At 68.4% G+C, this 16670-nt stretch carries 30 protein-coding genes and 1 pseudogene; all 31 read left to right on the forward strand.

The genetic code is table 11. The annotated features are described in order from the left end of the window. Positions 1–217 (forward strand): annotated as a pseudogene (gene tuf, locus VF632_RS08270) (elongation factor Tu); the annotation flags it as partial. A 103-nt stretch (positions 218–320) separates the two neighbouring features. Then, on the forward strand, positions 321–629 hold the full coding sequence (gene rpsJ, locus VF632_RS08275; RefSeq protein ID WP_331022403.1) for a 30S ribosomal protein S10: 309 nt from the start codon (positions 321–323) through the stop codon (positions 627–629). A gap of 10 nt (positions 630–639) precedes the next feature. Next, on the forward strand, positions 640–1257 hold the full coding sequence (rplC, locus tag VF632_RS08280) for a 50S ribosomal protein L3 (protein WP_331022404.1): 618 nt from the start codon (positions 640–642) through the stop codon (positions 1255–1257). 16 nt (positions 1258–1273) lie between these two features. Continuing rightward, positions 1274–1918 (forward strand): 50S ribosomal protein L4, encoded by a 645-nt coding sequence (gene rplD / locus VF632_RS08285; RefSeq protein WP_331022405.1) that lies wholly within the window; start codon positions 1274–1276, stop codon positions 1916–1918. Continuing rightward, on the forward strand, positions 1911–2201 hold the full coding sequence (gene rplW, locus VF632_RS08290) for a 50S ribosomal protein L23 (protein ID WP_331022406.1): 291 nt from the start codon (positions 1911–1913) through the stop codon (positions 2199–2201). The genes rplD and rplW overlap by 8 nt, the downstream gene beginning before the upstream one ends. A gap of 1 nt (position 2202) precedes the next feature. Beyond that, entirely contained in the window at positions 2203–3045 is an 843-nt protein-coding gene (gene rplB / locus VF632_RS08295) for a 50S ribosomal protein L2 (protein WP_331022407.1), read from the forward strand. Between the two features lie 178 nt (positions 3046–3223). After that, positions 3224–3511, forward strand: coding sequence for a 30S ribosomal protein S19 (gene rpsS / locus VF632_RS08300; protein ID WP_331022408.1), 288 nt, complete (start codon positions 3224–3226; stop codon positions 3509–3511). A 21-nt stretch (positions 3512–3532) separates the two neighbouring features. Beyond that, positions 3533–3883: a 50S ribosomal protein L22 gene (gene rplV / locus VF632_RS08305; protein ID WP_331022409.1), complete on the forward strand. Its 351-nt coding sequence runs from the start codon at positions 3533–3535 to the stop codon at positions 3881–3883. A gap of 4 nt (positions 3884–3887) precedes the next feature. Next, on the forward strand, positions 3888–4550 hold the full coding sequence (gene rpsC, locus VF632_RS08310; protein ID WP_331022410.1) for a 30S ribosomal protein S3: 663 nt from the start codon (positions 3888–3890) through the stop codon (positions 4548–4550). A gap of 12 nt (positions 4551–4562) precedes the next feature. Then, complete coding sequence (rplP, locus tag VF632_RS08315; protein WP_331022411.1) at positions 4563–5015, forward strand: 50S ribosomal protein L16; 453 nt, start codon at positions 4563–4565, stop codon at positions 5013–5015. Then, positions 5012–5212, forward strand: coding sequence for a 50S ribosomal protein L29 (gene rpmC / locus VF632_RS08320; protein ID WP_331022412.1), 201 nt, complete (start codon positions 5012–5014; stop codon positions 5210–5212). The genes rplP and rpmC overlap by 4 nt, the downstream gene beginning before the upstream one ends. Then, positions 5213–5500: a 30S ribosomal protein S17 gene (rpsQ, locus tag VF632_RS08325; RefSeq protein ID WP_331022413.1), complete on the forward strand. Its 288-nt coding sequence runs from the start codon at positions 5213–5215 to the stop codon at positions 5498–5500. Positions 5501–5517: 17 nt separating this feature from the next. After that, positions 5518–5886: a 50S ribosomal protein L14 gene (rplN, locus tag VF632_RS08330; RefSeq protein WP_331022414.1), complete on the forward strand. Its 369-nt coding sequence runs from the start codon at positions 5518–5520 to the stop codon at positions 5884–5886. Positions 5887–5894: 8 nt separating this feature from the next. Beyond that, positions 5895–6212: a 50S ribosomal protein L24 gene (rplX, locus tag VF632_RS08335; protein ID WP_331022431.1), complete on the forward strand. Its 318-nt coding sequence runs from the start codon at positions 5895–5897 to the stop codon at positions 6210–6212. A gap of 107 nt (positions 6213–6319) precedes the next feature. Beyond that, complete coding sequence (rplE, locus tag VF632_RS08340; RefSeq protein ID WP_331022415.1) at positions 6320–6904, forward strand: 50S ribosomal protein L5; 585 nt, start codon at positions 6320–6322, stop codon at positions 6902–6904. A 13-nt stretch (positions 6905–6917) separates the two neighbouring features. Further along, positions 6918–7103: a type Z 30S ribosomal protein S14 gene (locus tag VF632_RS08345; protein ID WP_331022416.1), complete on the forward strand. Its 186-nt coding sequence runs from the start codon at positions 6918–6920 to the stop codon at positions 7101–7103. Between the two features lie 182 nt (positions 7104–7285). Next, complete coding sequence (gene rpsH, locus VF632_RS08350; RefSeq protein ID WP_331022417.1) at positions 7286–7678, forward strand: 30S ribosomal protein S8; 393 nt, start codon at positions 7286–7288, stop codon at positions 7676–7678. Between the two features lie 10 nt (positions 7679–7688). Continuing rightward, complete coding sequence (gene rplF / locus VF632_RS08355) at positions 7689–8228, forward strand: 50S ribosomal protein L6 (protein ID WP_331022418.1); 540 nt, start codon at positions 7689–7691, stop codon at positions 8226–8228. A 53-nt stretch (positions 8229–8281) separates the two neighbouring features. Further along, positions 8282–8659 (forward strand): 50S ribosomal protein L18, encoded by a 378-nt coding sequence (gene rplR, locus VF632_RS08360; protein WP_331022419.1) that lies wholly within the window; start codon positions 8282–8284, stop codon positions 8657–8659. Positions 8660–8671: 12 nt separating this feature from the next. Further along, a complete protein-coding gene (gene rpsE, locus VF632_RS08365) occupies positions 8672–9394 on the forward strand; it encodes a 30S ribosomal protein S5 (RefSeq protein WP_349263985.1) in 723 nt (240 codons plus the stop codon). After that, a complete protein-coding gene (gene rpmD, locus VF632_RS08370) occupies positions 9387–9584 on the forward strand; it encodes a 50S ribosomal protein L30 (protein WP_331022420.1) in 198 nt (65 codons plus the stop codon). Before rpsE ends, rpmD begins: the two co-directional genes overlap by 8 nt. Further along, positions 9577–10035: a 50S ribosomal protein L15 gene (gene rplO, locus VF632_RS08375; protein ID WP_331022421.1), complete on the forward strand. Its 459-nt coding sequence runs from the start codon at positions 9577–9579 to the stop codon at positions 10033–10035. Before rpmD ends, rplO begins: the two co-directional genes overlap by 8 nt. A gap of 1 nt (position 10036) precedes the next feature. After that, positions 10037–11362 (forward strand): preprotein translocase subunit SecY, encoded by a 1326-nt coding sequence (gene secY / locus VF632_RS08380; RefSeq protein WP_331022422.1) that lies wholly within the window; start codon positions 10037–10039, stop codon positions 11360–11362. A 118-nt stretch (positions 11363–11480) separates the two neighbouring features. Then, positions 11481–12113: an adenylate kinase gene (locus tag VF632_RS08385; RefSeq protein ID WP_331022423.1), complete on the forward strand. Its 633-nt coding sequence runs from the start codon at positions 11481–11483 to the stop codon at positions 12111–12113. Beyond that, positions 12110–12859, forward strand: a complete 750-nt coding sequence (gene map, locus VF632_RS08390; protein WP_331022424.1) for a type I methionyl aminopeptidase — start codon at positions 12110–12112, stop codon at positions 12857–12859. Before VF632_RS08385 ends, map begins: the two co-directional genes overlap by 4 nt. A gap of 126 nt (positions 12860–12985) precedes the next feature. Further along, the gene (gene rpmJ, locus VF632_RS08395) at positions 12986–13102 is read left to right on the forward strand and encodes a 50S ribosomal protein L36 (RefSeq protein ID WP_331022425.1); all 117 of its coding nucleotides are present in this window, start codon (positions 12986–12988) and stop codon (positions 13100–13102) included. Between the two features lie 32 nt (positions 13103–13134). Further along, positions 13135–13515 (forward strand): 30S ribosomal protein S13, encoded by a 381-nt coding sequence (gene rpsM / locus VF632_RS08400; RefSeq protein WP_331022426.1) that lies wholly within the window; start codon positions 13135–13137, stop codon positions 13513–13515. Between the two features lie 184 nt (positions 13516–13699). Beyond that, on the forward strand, positions 13700–14092 hold the full coding sequence (rpsK, locus tag VF632_RS08405; RefSeq protein ID WP_331022427.1) for a 30S ribosomal protein S11: 393 nt from the start codon (positions 13700–13702) through the stop codon (positions 14090–14092). Positions 14093–14229: 137 nt separating this feature from the next. Then, positions 14230–14868, forward strand: coding sequence for a 30S ribosomal protein S4 (gene rpsD / locus VF632_RS08410; RefSeq protein WP_331022428.1), 639 nt, complete (start codon positions 14230–14232; stop codon positions 14866–14868). Between the two features lie 91 nt (positions 14869–14959). Next, positions 14960–16048: a DNA-directed RNA polymerase subunit alpha gene (locus tag VF632_RS08415; RefSeq protein ID WP_331022429.1), complete on the forward strand. Its 1089-nt coding sequence runs from the start codon at positions 14960–14962 to the stop codon at positions 16046–16048. 6 nt (positions 16049–16054) lie between these two features. Further along, complete coding sequence (gene rplQ / locus VF632_RS08420; RefSeq protein ID WP_331022430.1) at positions 16055–16447, forward strand: 50S ribosomal protein L17; 393 nt, start codon at positions 16055–16057, stop codon at positions 16445–16447. Positions 16448–16670 lie beyond the last annotated feature (223 nt).

The following is a 16670-nucleotide window of genomic DNA, read 5'->3' on the forward strand; positions in this document are numbered from 1 at the left end:
CTTCAACGGGTACCGCCCGCAGTTCTACTTCCGCACGACGGACGTGACGGGCACCGCCAACCTCCCCGAGGGTGTGGAGATGGTGATGCCGGGCGACAACGTGCAGATGTCGGTGGAGCTGATCACGCCGATCGCGATGGAGAAGGAGCTTCGCTTCGCCATCCGCGAGGGCGGCCGCACCGTCGGCGCCGGCGTCGTCACCGAAATCCTGGACTGAGCCGGTTGGCGGATGCGCAGCGGGAGCGTCGAACGACGCTCCCGCATGCCGTGTTTCCGCACCCCGGGCTGTAACGGAACCGTCAACCGACCTCCAGAAAGATATGGCAGGCAAGATTCGCATCCGGCTGAAGGGCTTCGATCACGCGGTGATCGATCAGACCACGGCCGACATCGTCCGCACGGCGGAGAAGACGGGCGCCCGCATCAGCGGCCCCATCCCGCTCCCCACGCGGATCCAGCGGTGGACCGTCCTGCGGTCGCCGCACGTGGACAAGAAGAGCCGCGAGCAGTTCGAGCTGAAGACGCACAAGCGTGTCATCGACATCCTCGATTCTCGCCCGCAGACCGTCGACGCCCTCACCAAGCTGGACTTGCCGGCTGGTGTGGACGTCGAGATCAAGGTGGACTGAGGAGGACGAGATGTCGGGAATCATCGGACGCAAGCTGGGGATGACCCAGATCTTCGACGAGTCCGGCGCCGTCGTGCCCGTGACCGTCATCGAGGCGGGGCCCTGCCCCGTCGTGCAGGTTCGCACCGACGAGAAGGACGGCTACGCGGCCGTTCAGCTCGGCTTCGGTGCCAAGAAGGCCTCGCGCGCCACCGGCGCCGAGAAGGGCCACGCCAGCAAGGCCGGCCTCGAGGCCGCCCCGGCGGTGCTCAAGGAGTTCCGCTTCGACCAGGCGCCGGCGGTGGGCGAAAGCGTCACCGTCGACGGCTTCGCCCGCGGCATCCGCGTCAAGGTGACGGGCGTCACCAAGGGCCGCGGCTTCCAGGGCGTCGTCAAGCGCCACGGCTTCGGCGGCGGACGCGCCTCGCACGGCGCTACCCGCGTGCACCGCGCCCCCGGCTCCATCGGCGCGGGCACCAACCCGTCCCGCGTGATCAAAGGCAAGCGCATGCCGGGCCACATGGGCAACGCGCAGCAGACCGTGCGCAACCTGCTGGTCGCCAAGATCGACGCCGAGCGCAACCTGCTGTACGTGCGTGGTGCCGTGCCGGGGCCGATCAACGGCGTCGTGTACGTCACCCGCCAGTAAAGGGAGCCCGGATACCATGGCAACTGCACGCTTTTTCAACGCCGCCGGCGAGCCGGGCGAGGCGTTCCAGCTCCCCGAGGAGCTTTTCGACGGCATCGTCAACGAGGCCGTCCTTCACGCGGTGATCAAGGCGCACCTGGCCAACAAGCGCCAGGGCAACGCCAGCACCAAGACGCGCGCCGACGTTTCGGGCGGCAACCGCAAGCCGTGGCGCCAGAAGGGCACCGGCCGGGCCCGCCAGGGCACCATGCGGGCGCCGCACTGGCGCGGCGGCGGCATCGTCTTCGGTCCGCACCCGCGTTCGTACCAGCAGGACGTGCCGCGCAAGGTCAAGGCGCTGGCCCGCCGCTCGGCGTTCAACCAGCGCGCCAACAACGGCGAGATCACGGTCATCGAGCGCTTCGGCTTCGACGCGCCCAAGACCCGCGAGGCGGTGTCGCTGCTGGGCCGCATGGGCGTCGCCGACGCCAAGCGCGTCCTGGTGCTCACGCACGGCAACAGCGAAACGGTGTTCCGCTCGTTCCGCAACCTGCAGAACGTCGAGGTGCTTCCCTTCGCGCAGGCGTCGCCGTACGACGTGATGAAGGCGCGCCAGGTGATCATCGAGCAGGGAGCTCTCGAGGCGGCGCGCGGCGCCCAGGAGGAAGTGGCACATGCGTAACGTCAGTCAGATCCTCGTCAAGCCGCTGGTGACCGAAAAGAGCCACCAGCAGCTCGACCAGCACGGGGCGTACAGCTTCGTGGTGGCCAACGACGCCAACAAGGTCGAGATCGCCGGCGCGATCGAGAAGCAGTTCAACGTGAAGGTCAAGGCCGTCCGCACCATGCGCTATGCCGGCAAGGAAAAGCGCATGGGCAAGTTCATGGGCCGCAAGGCCGCCTGGAAGAAGGCCGTGGTCACGCTGGTCGAGGGCGACTCGATCGAGATCTTCGAGGGAGTGTAACATGCCGACCAAGCAGTTCCGGCCCATGACCGCCGGCACGCGCTTTCGCGCCATCAGCGACTTCGCCGAGGTGACCCACCAGGGCCGCCCCGAGAAGAACCTGACCGAAAGCATCACGAAGTCGGGTGGACGCAACCACCACGGCCACGTGACCAGCCGCCGCCGCGGCGGCGGGCACAAGCGGATCTACCGGGTGATCGACTTCAAGCGCAACAAGCCCGGCATCCCGGGCAAGGTGGAGCGCATCGAGTACGATCCCAACCGCAGCGCCAACATCGCGCTGGTGATCTACGAAGACGGCGAGCGCCGCTACATCCTGGCCCCCCGCGGGCTCAAGGACGGCGACCGCGTGGAGCAGGGGCCCGGCTCCGACATCCGCGTGGGCAACGCGCTGCCGCTGGCCGAGATCCCGCTGGGCACCACGGTGCACAACGTGGAGCTCCGCGCCGGCAAGGGCGGCCAGATGGCCCGCTCGGCGGGCGCCGGCGTGCAGGTGGTGGCCAAGGAAGGCGAGCACGTGACGCTGCGCATGCCCAGCACCGAGGTGCGCCTGGTGCGCCGCGAGTGCATGGCCACCGTGGGCCAGGTGGGCAACGTCGACCACGAGAAGCAGTCCATCGGCAAGGCGGGCGCCAACCGCTGGCGGGGCAAGCGCCCCAAGGTGCGCGGTGTTGCCATGAACCCCGTCGACCACCCGATGGGCGGCGGCGAGGGCAAGACCTCCGGCGGACGCCCCCCGGTGTCGCCGTGGGGCAAGGGCGAGGGCATCAAGACGCGCAAGCACAAGAAGGCCTCGACCCGTCTGATCGTCCGCGGCCGCAAGCGCGGCCGGGCGACGAAGTAAAAGTGCCTGGTGCCCAGTACCAGGTGCCAGGTTCGCCCGGCACTTGGTACCAGGCACCTGGTACTCGCGGTTCACCACCCAGGCGCGTCCACCACTGCGGGACACCCCCGCACGTGGACTCCGCCCCCGGCACAGGCGCCGGGGGAAACGGGACTAAGAGCGAAGAAGGACATCGGAAATGCCGAGGAGTCTGAAGAAGGGGCCCTTCGTAGAGGAGAGCCTCCTGAAGAAGGTCCGCGGGATGAACGAGCGCAGCGAAAAGCGGGTCGTGAAGACCTGGTCGCGCGCCTCGACCATCACCCCGGAATTCATCGGGCACACGCTGGCCGTGCACAACGGCAACAAGTTCATCCCGGTGTACCTCACCGAGAACATGGTCGGGCACAAGCTCGGCGAGTTCGCCCCCACCCGCACCTTCAAGGGGCACGGGGGCAAGCTGGTCGACAAGCGCGCCAAGGCGCGCTAAGCGCGAGAAAGGATCATAAAAATGGAAGCTCGCGCTATCGCCCGCTCCGTGGGGATGAGCCCCCGCAAGATGCGTATGGTTGTGGACCTGATCCGCGGACGCGGTGTAAACGAGGCCTACTCCATCCTGAAGTTCTCGAAGAAGGCGGCCACCACGCCCGTCGAGAAGACCCTGCGCTCCGCCGTGGCCAACGCCACCCAGAAGGCGGAGGCCGCCGGGTCGTTCCTCGACGTGGACGACCTTGTGGTCCGGGAGGTCTACGTCGACGAGGGCCGGACGCTGAAGCGGTTCAGCCCGCGCGCCATGGGGCGCGCGACGCCGATCATGAAGCGAACCAGCCACGTCACGATCATCGTCGACCGCAAGGAGTAACGCCGTGGGACAGAAGACACATCCGAGAGGGTTTCGACTGGGGATCGTGGCGAACTGGAAGTCGCGCTGGTACGCCGAGCGCAACTTTCCGCAGCTGCTGGCCGAGGACGAGACCATCCGCAAGTACCTGCACCAGCGCCTGGGCCACGCCAGCATCTCCGAGGTGGAGATCGAGCGCAAGCCGGGGAAGACCATCGTCACCCTTCACACCGCCCGTCCGGGCGTGGTGATCGGCAAGGGCGGCAGCGAGGTCGACAAGCTCCGTGACGAGCTGTCGCGCCTGTCGCCGGGCAACGAGGTGGCGATCAACGTCGAAGAGGTGAAGCGCCCCGAGGTGGACGCCCAGCTCATCGGCGACAGCATCGCGCACCAGCTGGTCCAGCGCGTTTCGTTCCGCCGCGCCATGAAGCGCGCGGTGCAGAACGCCATGCGCGCCGGCGCCGAGGGCATCAAGGTGCAGCTGGCCGGCCGCCTGAACGGCGCCGAGATCGCCCGCACTGAGGGCTACAAGGAGGGGCGGATTCCGCTCCAGACGCTGCGCGCCGACATCGACTACGCGCAGTCCACCGCCCGGACCACGTACGGCACCATCGGCGTGAAGGTGTGGGTGTTCAAGGGCGAAGTGGTCGAGAACCGGCGCGGCCGGACCTACTCGACCGACGCGTAAGGAGACGTCAAGATGCTCGCTCCCAAGAGAGTCAAGTACCGCAAGCAGATGAAGGGCCGCATGCGTGGCAAGGCCACGCGCGGCAACTACGTGGCGTTCGGCGACTACGGCCTGCAGGCCTTGGAGCCCGGCTGGATCACCAACCGGACCATCGAGGCCGCCCGTATCGCCATGACGCGCCACATCAAGCGCGGCGGCAAGGTGTGGATCCGGATCTTCCCGGCCAAGTCCATCACCAAGAAGCCCCTCGAAGTGCGCATGGGCAAGGGCAAGGGCAACCCCGAGGCGTGGGTGGCCGTGGTCAAGCCCGGGCGCATCATGTTCGAGCTGGAAGGCGTGGCGCCCGAGGTGGCCAAGCGCGCCATGGAGCTGGCCGCGGCCAAGCTCCCGGTGAAGTGCAAGTTCATCGTCCGCGAGAAGACCGCGGCGCCCGTCGAGGCCGCAGCCGAGGGAGGTGAGGCGTGAAGGGTTCCGAGATCCGCGAGCTGACGGTCCAGGAGATCGCCGAGCGCATCGAGCAGCTCCAGGAAGAGCGGTTCCGGCTGCGCTTCCGCTCCGCCACCCAGCAGCTGGAAAACCCCACGCTGCTGCGCACCATTCGCCGCGACATCGCGCGCCTGAAGACGGCGCAGCGCGAGCGTGACCTGAAGGAGGGTCGCTAAATGGCCGAGAACACCCAGGCCGCGGGCCAGCAGGAAGAGCGCGGGCGCCGCAAGACCCGCACCGGCGTCATCGTGTCCGACAAGATGGACAAGACGGTGGTGGTGAAGGTGGAGCGCCGGTACTCGCACCCGCTGTACGGCAAGCAGGTGACGCGCACCAAGAAGTACCACGCGCACGACGAGAACAACGAGTACCACACGGGCGACGTGGTGCTCATCACCGAGACGCGCCCCCTGAGCAAGCTGAAGCGCTGGCGCGTTTCGGAGCTCATCGAGCGGGCCCGCTGAGGACCTAGGAGAGCAGAATGCTGCAGCAGGAATCCATCGTTCGCATCGCGGACAACTCCGGCGCCAAGAAGGCGCTGGTGATCCGCGTGCTGGGCGGGTCCAAGCGCCGCTACGCCTCGGTCGGCGACCGCATCGTCGTGGCCGTGAAGGACGCGCTCCCCGACGGCACCGTCAAGAAGGGCGACGTGGCCAAGGCGGTCGTGGTGCGCACCACCCGCAACGTCCGCCGCAAGGACGGCTCGTACATCCGGTTCGACGAGAACGCGGCGGTCATCATCAACGACGCGGGCGAGCCCCGCGCCACCCGGATCTTCGGGCCGGTTGCCCGCGAGCTGCGCGACAAGCGCTACATGAAGATCGTGTCGCTGGCCCCGGAGGTGCTCTGATGGCCGGGCTGAAGATCCGCAAGGGCGACACGGTGCAGGTGATCTCGGGCGCCAACAAGGGGAAGCAGGGCACCGTTTTGCGCGTGGAGCCCGAGAAGAACCGCGTGGTCATCGAGGGGCTGAACATGCGCAAGCGCCACATGAAGCCTTCGCAGACCAACCCCGAGGGCGGTATCGTGGAGTTCGAGGCGCCCATCCACGCCAGCAACGTCATGCTGCTGGACCCGGCGAGCGGCGAGCCCACGCGGCTCCGCAGCCAGGCGGGCGAGGACGGCCGGCGCGAGCGCGTGGCCGCCAAGTCGGGCCGCGTGATCCCGCGGGCCTGACACGGACGGAGTGAGGGGTCCGCCCGGCACTTCGCCGGGCGGAACACTCGTGACCGCCCTCCCGGCCGCTCGGGCGCGGGGGGATACGGAACGAAAGAAGAACGACAATGGCGAACGAGAAGCCGCGCCTCCAGCGCTACTACGAAGAGTCGGTCCGGCCCAAGCTGCACCAGGACTTCGGGTTCAGCAGCCCCATGCAGATCCCGGGGCTGGAAAAGATCGTCATCAACGTGGGACTGGGCGAAGCCAGCAAGAACCCCAAGCTGCTGGAAAGCGTCGTGGGCGAGATCGGGCAGATCACCGGCCAGAAGGCCGTGGTCACCCGGGCCAAGAAGGCCATCAGCAACTTCGGCCTGCGCGAGAACCAGCCGGTGGGCGCGTCGGTGACGCTGCGCCGCGACCGGATGTGGGAGTTCCTCGACCGGCTGGTGAACGTGGCCATGCCGCGCATCCGCGACTTCCGCGGGGTGAGCACGCGCTCGTTCGACGGGCGGGGCAACTACACCATGGGTGTCAAGGAGCAGCTGATCTTTCCGGAGATCGACTACGACAAGGTCGACCAGGTGCACGGGATGGACATCACCATCGTGACGTCCACCACCAAGGACGACCAGGCGCTGGCGCTGCTGCGCGAGCTGGGGATGCCCTTCCGCGGCGAGAGCCCGGTCATCGTAAACGCCGCCGCGGCCTAACCAGGGAACAGAGATGGCACGCAAGGCCCTGATCGAAAAGAGCAACCGCAAGCCGAAGTACGGCGTGCGTGGCTACAACCGCTGCAACCGCTGCGGACGCCCCCGCGCCTTCCTGCGCAAGTTCGGACTGTGCCGCATCTGCTTCCGCGAGCAGGCGCTGCGCGGCGAGATTCCCGGCGTGCGCAAGGCCAGCTGGTAGCACCCCCGGCGGCGCCCGCGGGCGCCAGGCGCAACGGCACACCCGATCGGCTGCTCCCCGCGAGCGGTTGACGGGTGTGCCCGCGTCTGGTTATCGTTAGGGCTTCGCCTTTTTGAAAAACCTCTTTCCTTCAAGTCCGGCGCGCGGAACCGCGTGGCGGATACTAGAGGAGCTGAACGAGCATGCTTACCGATCCGATCGCCGACATGCTCACCCGCATCCGGAACGCGCAGATGGCGCGTCACCGCCGGGTGGACATGCCGGTCTCCAAGCTGAAGGTGGAAGTTGCGCGCCTTCTCAAGGAAAACCACTACATCCACGACTACAAGGTCCTGGACGACGGCCGCTTCGGCCAGCTTCGGCTGTACCTGAAGTACTACCAGGACCGGCCCATCATCCGCGAGCTTCGCCGGGTGAGCAAGCCGGGGCTGCGCAAGTACGTGGGCGTCGAGGAAATCCCCCGGGTCCGCAACGGGCTGGGGATGGCGCTGCTTTCCACCTCGCGCGGCGTGATGACCGATCGCGACGCCCGCGCGGCCAAGGTGGGCGGCGAAGTTCTCGCCTACGTCTGGTAAGGGGGACGACATGTCGCGAATTGGAAGAAGGCCGATCCCCGTCCCCGCGGGCGTGGACGTGACCATCGATGGCAACACCGTATCCGTGAAGGGTCCCCGGGGCGAGCTTTCTCGCACCCTGCACTCCGACGTGATCGTGCGCCGGCAGGACGGCGAGATCCTGGTGGAGCGCCCCTCCGACGAGCCGCGCTTCCGGGCGCTGCACGGCCTCAGCCGCACGCTGGTGGCCAACATGATCGACGGGGTGACCACCGGGTTCACCAAGACGCTGGAGATCGTGGGCGTGGGCTACCGCGCCGAGACCAAGCCCTTCGGGCTGACGCTCTCGCTGGGGTACAGCCACCCGATCGAGTACAAGGCCCCCGAGGGCATCACCCTGCGGGCGGCCACCCCCACCGTGGTCGAGGTTTCCGGGACCAACAAGGAAGTGGTGGGGCAGGTGGCGGCCGAGATCCGGTCGCTGCGCCCGCCCGAGCCGTACAAGGGCAAGGGCGTGAAGTACCAGGGCGAGGTGATCCGCCGCAAGGCGGGCAAGGCGGGCGGCAAGTAAGCCGCCCCGCCCCCGAACCGGCGAATCATCGCATAGTCACTTCAGAGGAACCAATGTCTGGAACGAGAAAGGTCAAGACGCGCGAGCAGCGCCGCGACCGCCGCCACCGCCGCGTACGCGGCAAGGTGAACGGCACCGCCGAGCGCCCGCGTCTTGTGGTGCACCGCTCCCTCAACAACGTCGAGGGCCAGGTGGTGGACGACGTGTCGGGCCGCACGCTGGTGGGGCTGAGCACGCTCGACGCCGACCTGCGCGGCAAGCGCGAGGGAATGTCCAAGACGGAAGCGAGCCACGCGGCCGGCAAGGCGCTGGCCGAGAAGGCGCGCGAGGCGGGCGTTACGCACGTGGTGTTCGACCGCGGCGGCTACCTGTACCACGGCCGTGTCAAGGCCTTCGCCGAGGGCGCCCGCGAGGGCGGTCTCGAGTTCTAAGGGAGCAGACGAATGGCTGAGAACAGACAGGGCGGCGGTGGTCCGGGCGGCGGGCGCTCCGGCGGCGGACGCTCGGGCGGCGGCTTCGGCGGCGGCCAGGGCCGCGGCGGGTTCGGCGGCGGCCAGGGCGGCGGCCGCGGGCGCGGCGGTCCGGGCGGCGGCGACGAGCGCGGCGGCCAGGGCGGCGGGCGGGGCGGACGCGGCGGCGGCCAGCGTGACGGACGCGGCGGCGGGCAGGCCCGCGAGTCGGAGTTCAAGGAAAACGTGGTGCACATCAACCGCGTCGCCAAGGTGGTGAAGGGCGGACGGCGCTTCAGCTTCACCGCGCTGGTGGCGGTGGGCGACCAGGCCGGCAAGATCGGCATTGGCACCGGCAAGGCCAACGAGGTGTCCGAGGCCGTGCGCAAGGCGCTGGAGTCTGCGCGTCGCGCCATGGTCAAGGTGCCCATCCGCGAAGGCACCGTACCCCACGACATCGTGGGCGAGCACGGCGCCGGCCGGGTGCTCCTTCGCCCCGCGGCCCCCGGAACCGGCGTGATCGCCGGCGGACCGGTGCGCGCGGTGCTGGAATGCGTGGGGGTGCACGACATCCTCACCAAGTCGCTGGGGAGCAACAACCCGTTCAACATGGTGCTCGCCACCCTCGACGCGCTGCAGGGGCTCACCACCCGCGAGCAGCTGGCGATGGAGCGCGGCGTGCCCGTCGAGGCGATCGGAGGCGGCCGTCATGGCTAAGCTCAAGATCACGCAGACCAAAAGCTACTCCGGCGCCCCCGAGGGGCAGCGCCGGACGCTGCGGGCGCTGGGGCTCAAGCACCAGCGCTCGGTGATCCAGGAGGACAACGCCGCGATCCGCGGGATGATCTTTCAGGTCCGGCACCTCGTGAAGGTCGAGGAAACGGACGGGCAGGAGAACAATGGCTGACCTCAGCAACATGCGCCGGCCCGAAGGGTCGCACCGCGACACCAAGCGGCTGGGCCGCGGCACCGGGTCCGGCACCGGCAAGACGGCGGGCAAGGGGCACAAGGGCTCCAAGGCGCGCGCCGGCCACCACGGCCCCGGCGGCGGCAAGCCCGGGTACGAGGGCGGCCAGATGCCCATCCACCGCCAGCAGCCCAAGCGCGGGTTCACCAGCCTGAACCGCGTGGAGTACCAGGTGGTGAACCTGTACCAGCTGGAAACGCTCGAGGGCGAGGGGCCCATCACCCCCGAGACCCTGAAGGACCGCGGCCTGATCGGGCACGCCGGCCGCCCGGTGAAGGTGCTGGGAACGGGCGACCTGACCCGCAAGGTCGAGATCACGGCCCACAAGTTCAGCCAGTCGGCCCGCGACAAGATCGCGGCGCTGGGGGGAACCGTTCAGGAGATCGGCTGAAATGGCCAACCCCGTAGTTGCCCTGTGGCGCATTCCCGAGGTGAAGAGCAAGATCCTCTTCACCCTGATGTGCCTGCTCATCTACCGGATCGGGGCCCACATTACGGCGCCCTGGATCAACGTGCCTGCCCTGCGTGAGTACGCGGGGCAGCTACAGGGGACCGCCTTCGGCATCTACGACATGTTCGTGGGGGGCGGCCTGTCGCGTGCGACGGTGTTCGCCTTAGGGATCATGCCCTACATCTCGGCCAGCATCATGTTCCAGCTGCTGGCGGCGGTGGTGCCCTCCGTCGAGAAGATGCAGAAGGAGGGCGAGGACGGACGCAAGAAGCTCACGCAGTACACGCGGTACGCCACCGTGGTGCTCGCGATCTTCCAGGCGTACGGGTTCGCGATGTTCATCGAGACCCAGGTGCCGGCGGCCGTCACCAACCCGGGCTTTCCGTTCCGGCTGACGATGATCCTCACGCTCACCACGGGCGCGGTGTTCATCATGTGGCTGGGCGAGCAGATCACCGATCGGGGCATCGGCAACGGCATGAGCCTGCTGATCTTCTTCGGGATCGTGGAGTCGCTGCCGGCGGCGCTGTGGGAAACGGGCCGCCTGGTGGGGCTGGGGCAGGTGAACGTCTTCGCGATCTTCGTGCTGATCGCCATGATGCTGGCCACGATCGCCGGCACCGTGGCGGTGACCATGGCGGCGCGCAAGATCCCGGTGCAGATCCCGCAGAAGGTGATGGGGCGGGGGCGCATCCGGCAGGGGCAGAAGTCGTTCATCCCGCTGCGCATCAACATGGCGGGGGTGATGCCCATCATCTTCGCGCAGTCGATCATGATCGTGCCGGCTACGCTGCAGCAGTTCACGCAGGCGGAGTGGGCGCGCACGATGTCGGGGTGGTTCGCGCTCGACACGTGGCCGTACTACCTGGCGTTCACGGTGCTGATCGTGTTCTTCACCTACTTCTACACGGCGATCATCTACAACCCCGTGGACATCGCCGAGAACCTGAAGAAGCAGGGCGCGTTCGTGCCGGGGGTAAAGCCGGGGGCGCGCACGGCCGAGTACATCGACTCGGTGATGTCGCGAATCTCGCTGCCTGGGGCGCTGTTCCTGGCGGCCATCGCGCTGATCCCGTCGGCGGTGCTGAGCGCCTTCGGCGTGGCGACGCTCAGCCGCGTGCTGGGCGGCACCGGCCTGCTGATCGTGGTGGGCGTGGCGCTCGACACGGTCCAGCAGATGCAGCAGCACCTGCTGCTGCGCCGCTACGACGGCTTCATGAAGAAGGGCCGCGTGAAGTTCCGCGGCCGGGCGCAGCGCTACATCTGAGCGTGGAAGTACCAAGTGCCGAGTGCCAGGTGCCCAGTCATACCAGACCGGGCGCTTGGCACTCAACACTTGGGTCCCTGGCACTCGTCTGAGACCGACCCGTACCGGAACCGACTGAATGGATCTCGTTCTCCTTGGCGCCCCGGGCGCCGGCAAGGGCACGCAGGGCGCCCTGCTCGCCGAAGCGCTGGGCACGCCCAAGATCGCCACCGGCGACATGCTTCGCGACGCGGTGCGCCAGGGCACCCCGCTGGGGGTGCAGGCCAAGGCCGTGATGGACGCGGGGAAGCTCGTGTCCGACGACATCGTCCTCGGCCTGGTGCGCGAGCGGCTTTCGCGTGACGACGCCGAGGGCGGCGCCATCTTCGACGGCTATCCGCGCAACGTGGCCCAGGCCCGCGCGCTGGACGGGCTGCTGGAGGACCTTGGGCGCGGCATCGACGCCGTGGTGTACCTGGAGGTGGACGACGACGCCATCGTGCGGAGGATGAGCGGCCGGCGCACCGACCCGGAAACGGGGGTGGTGTACCACGTGGACCACAACCCCCCGCCGGCCGACGTGGCCGGCCGGGTGGTGCAGCGCGACGACGACCGCGAGGAAACGGTGCGCCACCGGCTGGAGGTGTACCGCGAGAACACGGCGCCGCTGGTGGAGCACTACCGCGGGGCCGGGGTTCCCGTCCACACCCTGGACGGGTCGCGCGCCATCGACGCGGTGCAGGCCGACGTCCTGGGGGTGCTGGGGCGGTGATCCACCTCAAGTCGGCGGCGGAGATCGACACCATCGCCCGCGCGGGGGCCATCCTGGCCAGCCTGTGGCGGGCGATTCCCGCCCGGGTGGCGCCCGGGGTGAGCACGGGGGAGCTGGACCGCTGGGCGGAGTCGTTCATCCGCTCGCACCCGGGCGCCGAGCCGGCGTTCAAGGGGCTGTACGGCTTTCCCGCCACGCTGTGCATCTCGGTGAACCACGAGGTGGTTCACGGCATTCCCTCGTCGCGGCGCGTGCTGCGCGAGGGCGACATCGTGAGCGTGGACTGCGGGGTGAAGCTCGAGGGGTTCTACGCCGACGCGGCGGTCACCCTTCCCGTGGGCGCGGTGGCCGAGCCGGTGGCGGAGCTGCTGGAGCTCACGCAGCTGGCGCTGGCCCGGGGGATCGCCGAGGCGCGCCCGGGGAGCCGCCTGGGCGATGTGGGGGCGGCCATCCAGGAAGTGGCCGACGGGGCGGGGTACGGCGTGGTGCGCGAGCTGGTGGGCCACGGCGTGGGCCGCCAGCCGCACGAGGAGCCGCAGGTGCCCAACTTCGGCGTGCGAGGCAAGGGCCTCAAGCTGCTGGAGGGGATGGTGCTGGCCATCGAGCCCATGTTCAACCTTGGCACGGCCACGGTGCGCACGCTGCCGGACCGGTGGACCGTGGTGACCGCCGACCGCAAGGTGTCGGCGCACTTCGAGCACACCGTGGCGGTGACGGCCGACGGGCCGCGGATCCTTACGATCTGACACGCGTGACGAGTTTCCGGCACCGGCGCCCACAGGCGCCGGTGCCGTTCCAAGCCTTGCGGAATCGCCGAAATCTGGTTACGTTCTCAGGCTTACGTTCTTTCAGGATACACAGGCGAGGCGAACATGAAGGTCCGCGCGAGCGTGAAGCCGATCTGCGAGCACTGCAAGGTGATCAAGCGGCGGGGCGTCATCCGCATCATCTGCAAGAAGAACCCGCGGCACAAGCAGCGCCAGGGCTAATCCCAGACTCGGCCAGACAGGAGAACAGCAGGATGGCTCGTATCGCAGGCGTCGATCTGCCGCGTGAAAAGCGCGTCGAGATCGGCCTTACGTACATCTTCGGGATCGGCCGCGCCACGTCGCGCCGCATCCTGGGCGAGGCGGGGATCAACCCCGACACGCGCGTGCACGCCCTCAACGACGAGGACGTGAACAAGCTGCGCCGCATCATCGACGCGAACATTCGCGTGGAGGGTGCGCTGCGCTCGGAAGTCTCGCGCAACATCAAGCGCCTGATGGACATCGGCTCGTATCGGGGGCTTCGGCACCGCCGCGGGCTGCCGGTTCGCGGGCAGCGCACGCACACCAACGCGCGCACCAAGAAGGGCCCGCGCCGGGCCATCGCCGGCAAGAAGAAGCCGGGCAAGAAGTAAGGGCAGTACCTAGTGCCCGGTGCCAAGTGCCAAGGTCACAAGCCTGGGACTTGGAACTGGGCACTTGGTACTCTCATGATCGGCCTGGGCGGCGCGCCCGGGCCGATGACCACTCCGCCGGACGTGCCGGCGGGGAGACGTACCGGAGGCGCGGTAGGCCGCGTACCCCAAACCGGATTTCCGAATGGCCAAGCCGAAGACCGCGGGGCGCCCCAAGACTAAGCGCCACGTCGAGAGCGAGGGCGTCGCCCACATCAAGGCGACGTTCAACAATACCATCGTGAGCATCACCGACATGGCCGGCAACTCGGTCGTGTGGGGAAGCGCGGGCAAGGCGGGCTTCAAGGGCTCCAAGAAGAGCACCCCGTTCGCCGCCACCGTGGCCGCCGAGCAGGCGGCCCGCGAGGCGCTGCAGCTGGGCGTGAAGCGCGTGCACGTGCACGTGCAGGGCCCCGGCAGCGGGCGCGAGTCGGCCATCCAGGCGCTTGCCGCCTCGGGGCTGGGCATCCGCAGCATCCGCGACGTGACGCCCATTCCGCACAACGGCTGCCGGCCGCCCAAGAAGCGCCGCGTGTAAGACAGTGCCAAGTGCACAGTACCAAGTGCTTGGTACTCGGCACTTGGTACTTGGTACTATGCAGTTCCAGGCGTAAACCCTCGCGACCGTCGGGGGGACGAAGCCGCGAAACACACAACGGAAACGGTTACTGATCCATGGCCCGTTACACCGGACCCTCGTGCAGGCTTTGCCGCCGCGAGGGGCAGAAGCTGTTCCTGAAGGGCACCAAGTGCTTCACCGACAAGTGCCCCGTCGAGCGCCGTCCCTACGCCCCCGGCCAGCACGGCCAGTCGGGCGGCGGACGCCGCAAGAAGACCTCCGAGTACGCCCACCAGCTGCGTGAAAAGCAGAAGGTGAAGCGCATTTACGGGATGGCCGAGAAGCCGTTCCGCAACATGTTCGAGAAGGCCGCCCACCAGACGGGCATCACCGGCGAGAACCTGCTGGTGGCCCTGGAGAGCCGTCTGGACAACGTGGTGTACCGCATGGGCTTCGGCAGCACCCGCAAGGAGGCCCGGCAGCTCATCCGTCACGGCCACGTGCAGGTGAACGGCGGAAAGCTGGACGTTCCGAGCGCGCAGGTGCACCCGGGCGACGAGGTTCGCATTGCGCCGAAGAGCAAGGACATCCTGCCCGTGCAGGCGTCGCTGGCTTCGAAGACCAAGCCCAGCAACGTGGGCTGGCTGGCGGTGGACGAGGGCTCGCGCACCGGCCGCATGCTGACCCGCCCCACGCGCGCGGACATTCCGCTCGCGGTGCAGGAGCAGCTCATCGTCGAGCTCTACAGCAAGTAAGCCGAGGGACCTGGCCCGTGTGGCGGAGCGCAGATCGCGCTTCCGCCGCCCGGGTTTTCCCGCATCCTGCCCACACTGGGAGGGGACCATAGTGGAACTCGATATTACCGGCCTGCAGATGCCGAACACGCCCGAGCAGCCTCGGGTGGGACAGATCGTTCTTCGCCCGCTGGAGCGCGGCTTCGGCCACACGCTGGGCAACACCATCCGCCGCATCCTGCTTTCGAGCCTTCGGGGCTCGGCGGTGTGGGCATTCCGCGCCGACGGCGTGCTCCACGAGCACCAGACGGTGCCGGGGGTGGTCGAGGACGTGCACGAGATCATCCGCAACCTGAAGTCGCTGGTACTGCGGATGGACGAGGGCGCCGACGAGGCCGTGCTGGAGCTGCGGGCCAACAAGGCGGGCCGGGTGACGGCGCGCAACATCACGGGCCATCCGTCCGTGGACGTGATCAACCTGGACCACCACATCCTGGAGCTGCAGGACGACCGCGACCTGCGCTTCGAGCTGTACGTGAACAAGGGCCGGGGCTACGTGCCGGCCGAGGCCCACCCCATTCCGCGCGGCATGCCGGCGGACCTGGTGCGGGTGGACGCCATCTACAACCCGGTGACCCGCGCCAACTTCGTGGTCGAGGAGACGCGCGTGGGCCAGCGCACCGACTTCGACCGGCTGGTGCTGGAAGTGGAGACCAACGGCGCCATCGACGTGCCGTCGGCGGTGCAGTACTCCGCCCGGCTGGCCATCGAGCACCTGGCCTTCCTGGCCGGCGGCTCGCCCGAGTGGCGCGCCGACCGCACCTGGGGCGACACCGGCGGCGCCGGGTTCGCCGTTCCGGCGGGGCGCGCGCCCATTCCGCCGCGCCTGCAGGAGCTGCTGAACCGTCCCATCGAGGACCTGGCGGAGCTTTCCGTCCGCAGCCGCAACTCGCTGCAGAAGGAGAACATCCACTCGGTTCGCGACCTGGTGCAGCGGACCGAGCAGCAGATGCTGTCGATCGACAACTTCGGCAAGAAGTCGCTGCAGGAGATCAGCGACTTCCTGGCGGGCCACGGCCTGCGCTTCGGCAGCTCGCTGGAGCAGGACGACGCGGGGACGCTCTGGTGGGTGGTTCGCGACGAGGCCAACGACAACGAGCAGATCGGGGGCGCCGACGCCGGCCCCGCCGGGGAGCTGTAGAGGAAGATGAGACACGGAAAGAAGGGCCGCGCGCTCGGCCGCACGACGGAGCACAAGGAGGCGCTGCTTCGGAACATGGCGATGAGCCTGTTCCGTCACGGCCGCATCGAGACGACCACCGCCAAGGCCAAGGAGCTTCGTCCGTTCGCGGAAAAGCTGATCACGCTGGCCAAGCGTGGCGATCTGCACAGCAAGCGCCTCGCGGCGCGGCACATCCAGGACCGCGACGTCCTGGTGCGCCTGTTCGACCAGATCGGCCCGGTGTTCTCGGAGCGTGCGGGCGGCTACACCCGCATCCTCAAGACGGGTTCGCGCAAGGGCGACGGCGCCGAGACGGCGCTGATCGAGCTGGTGACGCGCCCCGAGGCCGCGGTGACCGCGGCGGCCGCCGCGAAGTAAGGCGGCTGTCCGCTTGGACCTGAGCCCCGCGCTTCCCCCATGGGAGGCGCGGGGCTCGTCATTTATGCGGGTCGCGCTTCCAAGCCTGTCATCCTGAGAGGGTGTTGAGATAACCGAACAAAGTGCGAACATGCACAAGTAGACGGTGTATGCGGCTGGCATGACTAGCCTCAGATATCCGACAGACTTGACCGATTCGCAGTGGGAGCTGCTGCGCCCGCTC

Source organism: Longimicrobium sp. (assembly GCF_036388275.1).
Lineage (GTDB): Bacteria > Gemmatimonadota > Gemmatimonadetes > Longimicrobiales > Longimicrobiaceae > Longimicrobium.

Excerpts from the sequence above, each read along its gene's own strand:
- rplQ (WP_331022430.1), top strand. The coding sequence starts at position 16,055 with ATGAGACACGGAAAGAAGGGCCGCGCGCTCGGCCGCACGACGGAGCAC.
- rplV (WP_331022409.1), top strand. The coding sequence starts at position 3,533 with ATGGAAGCTCGCGCTATCGCCCGCTCCGTGGGGATGAGCCCCCGCAAG.
- VF632_RS08385 (WP_331022423.1), top strand. The coding sequence starts at position 11,481 with ATGGATCTCGTTCTCCTTGGCGCCCCGGGCGCCGGCAAGGGCACGCAG.
- rplD (WP_331022405.1), top strand. The coding sequence starts at position 1,274 with ATGGCAACTGCACGCTTTTTCAACGCCGCCGGCGAGCCGGGCGAGGCG.
- rpsM (WP_331022426.1), top strand. The coding sequence starts at position 13,135 with ATGGCTCGTATCGCAGGCGTCGATCTGCCGCGTGAAAAGCGCGTCGAG.
- VF632_RS08345 (WP_331022416.1), top strand. The coding sequence starts at position 6,918 with ATGGCACGCAAGGCCCTGATCGAAAAGAGCAACCGCAAGCCGAAGTAC.
- rpmD (WP_331022420.1), top strand. The coding sequence starts at position 9,387 with ATGGCTAAGCTCAAGATCACGCAGACCAAAAGCTACTCCGGCGCCCCC.
- rpsH (WP_331022417.1), top strand. The coding sequence starts at position 7,286 with ATGCTTACCGATCCGATCGCCGACATGCTCACCCGCATCCGGAACGCG.
- rpsK (WP_331022427.1), top strand. The coding sequence starts at position 13,700 with ATGGCCAAGCCGAAGACCGCGGGGCGCCCCAAGACTAAGCGCCACGTC.
- rpsJ (WP_331022403.1), top strand. The coding sequence starts at position 321 with ATGGCAGGCAAGATTCGCATCCGGCTGAAGGGCTTCGATCACGCGGTG.
- rplF (WP_331022418.1), top strand. The coding sequence starts at position 7,689 with ATGTCGCGAATTGGAAGAAGGCCGATCCCCGTCCCCGCGGGCGTGGAC.
- rpsS (WP_331022408.1), top strand. The coding sequence starts at position 3,224 with ATGCCGAGGAGTCTGAAGAAGGGGCCCTTCGTAGAGGAGAGCCTCCTG.
- rplC (WP_331022404.1), top strand. The coding sequence starts at position 640 with ATGTCGGGAATCATCGGACGCAAGCTGGGGATGACCCAGATCTTCGAC.
- rplO (WP_331022421.1), top strand. The coding sequence starts at position 9,577 with ATGGCTGACCTCAGCAACATGCGCCGGCCCGAAGGGTCGCACCGCGAC.
- rplE (WP_331022415.1), top strand. The coding sequence starts at position 6,320 with ATGGCGAACGAGAAGCCGCGCCTCCAGCGCTACTACGAAGAGTCGGTC.
- secY (WP_331022422.1), top strand. The coding sequence starts at position 10,037 with ATGGCCAACCCCGTAGTTGCCCTGTGGCGCATTCCCGAGGTGAAGAGC.
- rplP (WP_331022411.1), top strand. The coding sequence starts at position 4,563 with ATGCTCGCTCCCAAGAGAGTCAAGTACCGCAAGCAGATGAAGGGCCGC.
- rplW (WP_331022406.1), top strand. The coding sequence starts at position 1,911 with ATGCGTAACGTCAGTCAGATCCTCGTCAAGCCGCTGGTGACCGAAAAG.
- rpmJ (WP_331022425.1), top strand. The coding sequence starts at position 12,986 with ATGAAGGTCCGCGCGAGCGTGAAGCCGATCTGCGAGCACTGCAAGGTG.
- rpsE (WP_349263985.1), top strand. The coding sequence starts at position 8,672 with ATGGCTGAGAACAGACAGGGCGGCGGTGGTCCGGGCGGCGGGCGCTCC.
- rpsQ (WP_331022413.1), top strand. The coding sequence starts at position 5,213 with ATGGCCGAGAACACCCAGGCCGCGGGCCAGCAGGAAGAGCGCGGGCGC.
- rpsD (WP_331022428.1), top strand. The coding sequence starts at position 14,230 with ATGGCCCGTTACACCGGACCCTCGTGCAGGCTTTGCCGCCGCGAGGGG.
- rplR (WP_331022419.1), top strand. The coding sequence starts at position 8,282 with ATGTCTGGAACGAGAAAGGTCAAGACGCGCGAGCAGCGCCGCGACCGC.
- rplB (WP_331022407.1), top strand. The coding sequence starts at position 2,203 with ATGCCGACCAAGCAGTTCCGGCCCATGACCGCCGGCACGCGCTTTCGC.
- rplN (WP_331022414.1), top strand. The coding sequence starts at position 5,518 with ATGCTGCAGCAGGAATCCATCGTTCGCATCGCGGACAACTCCGGCGCC.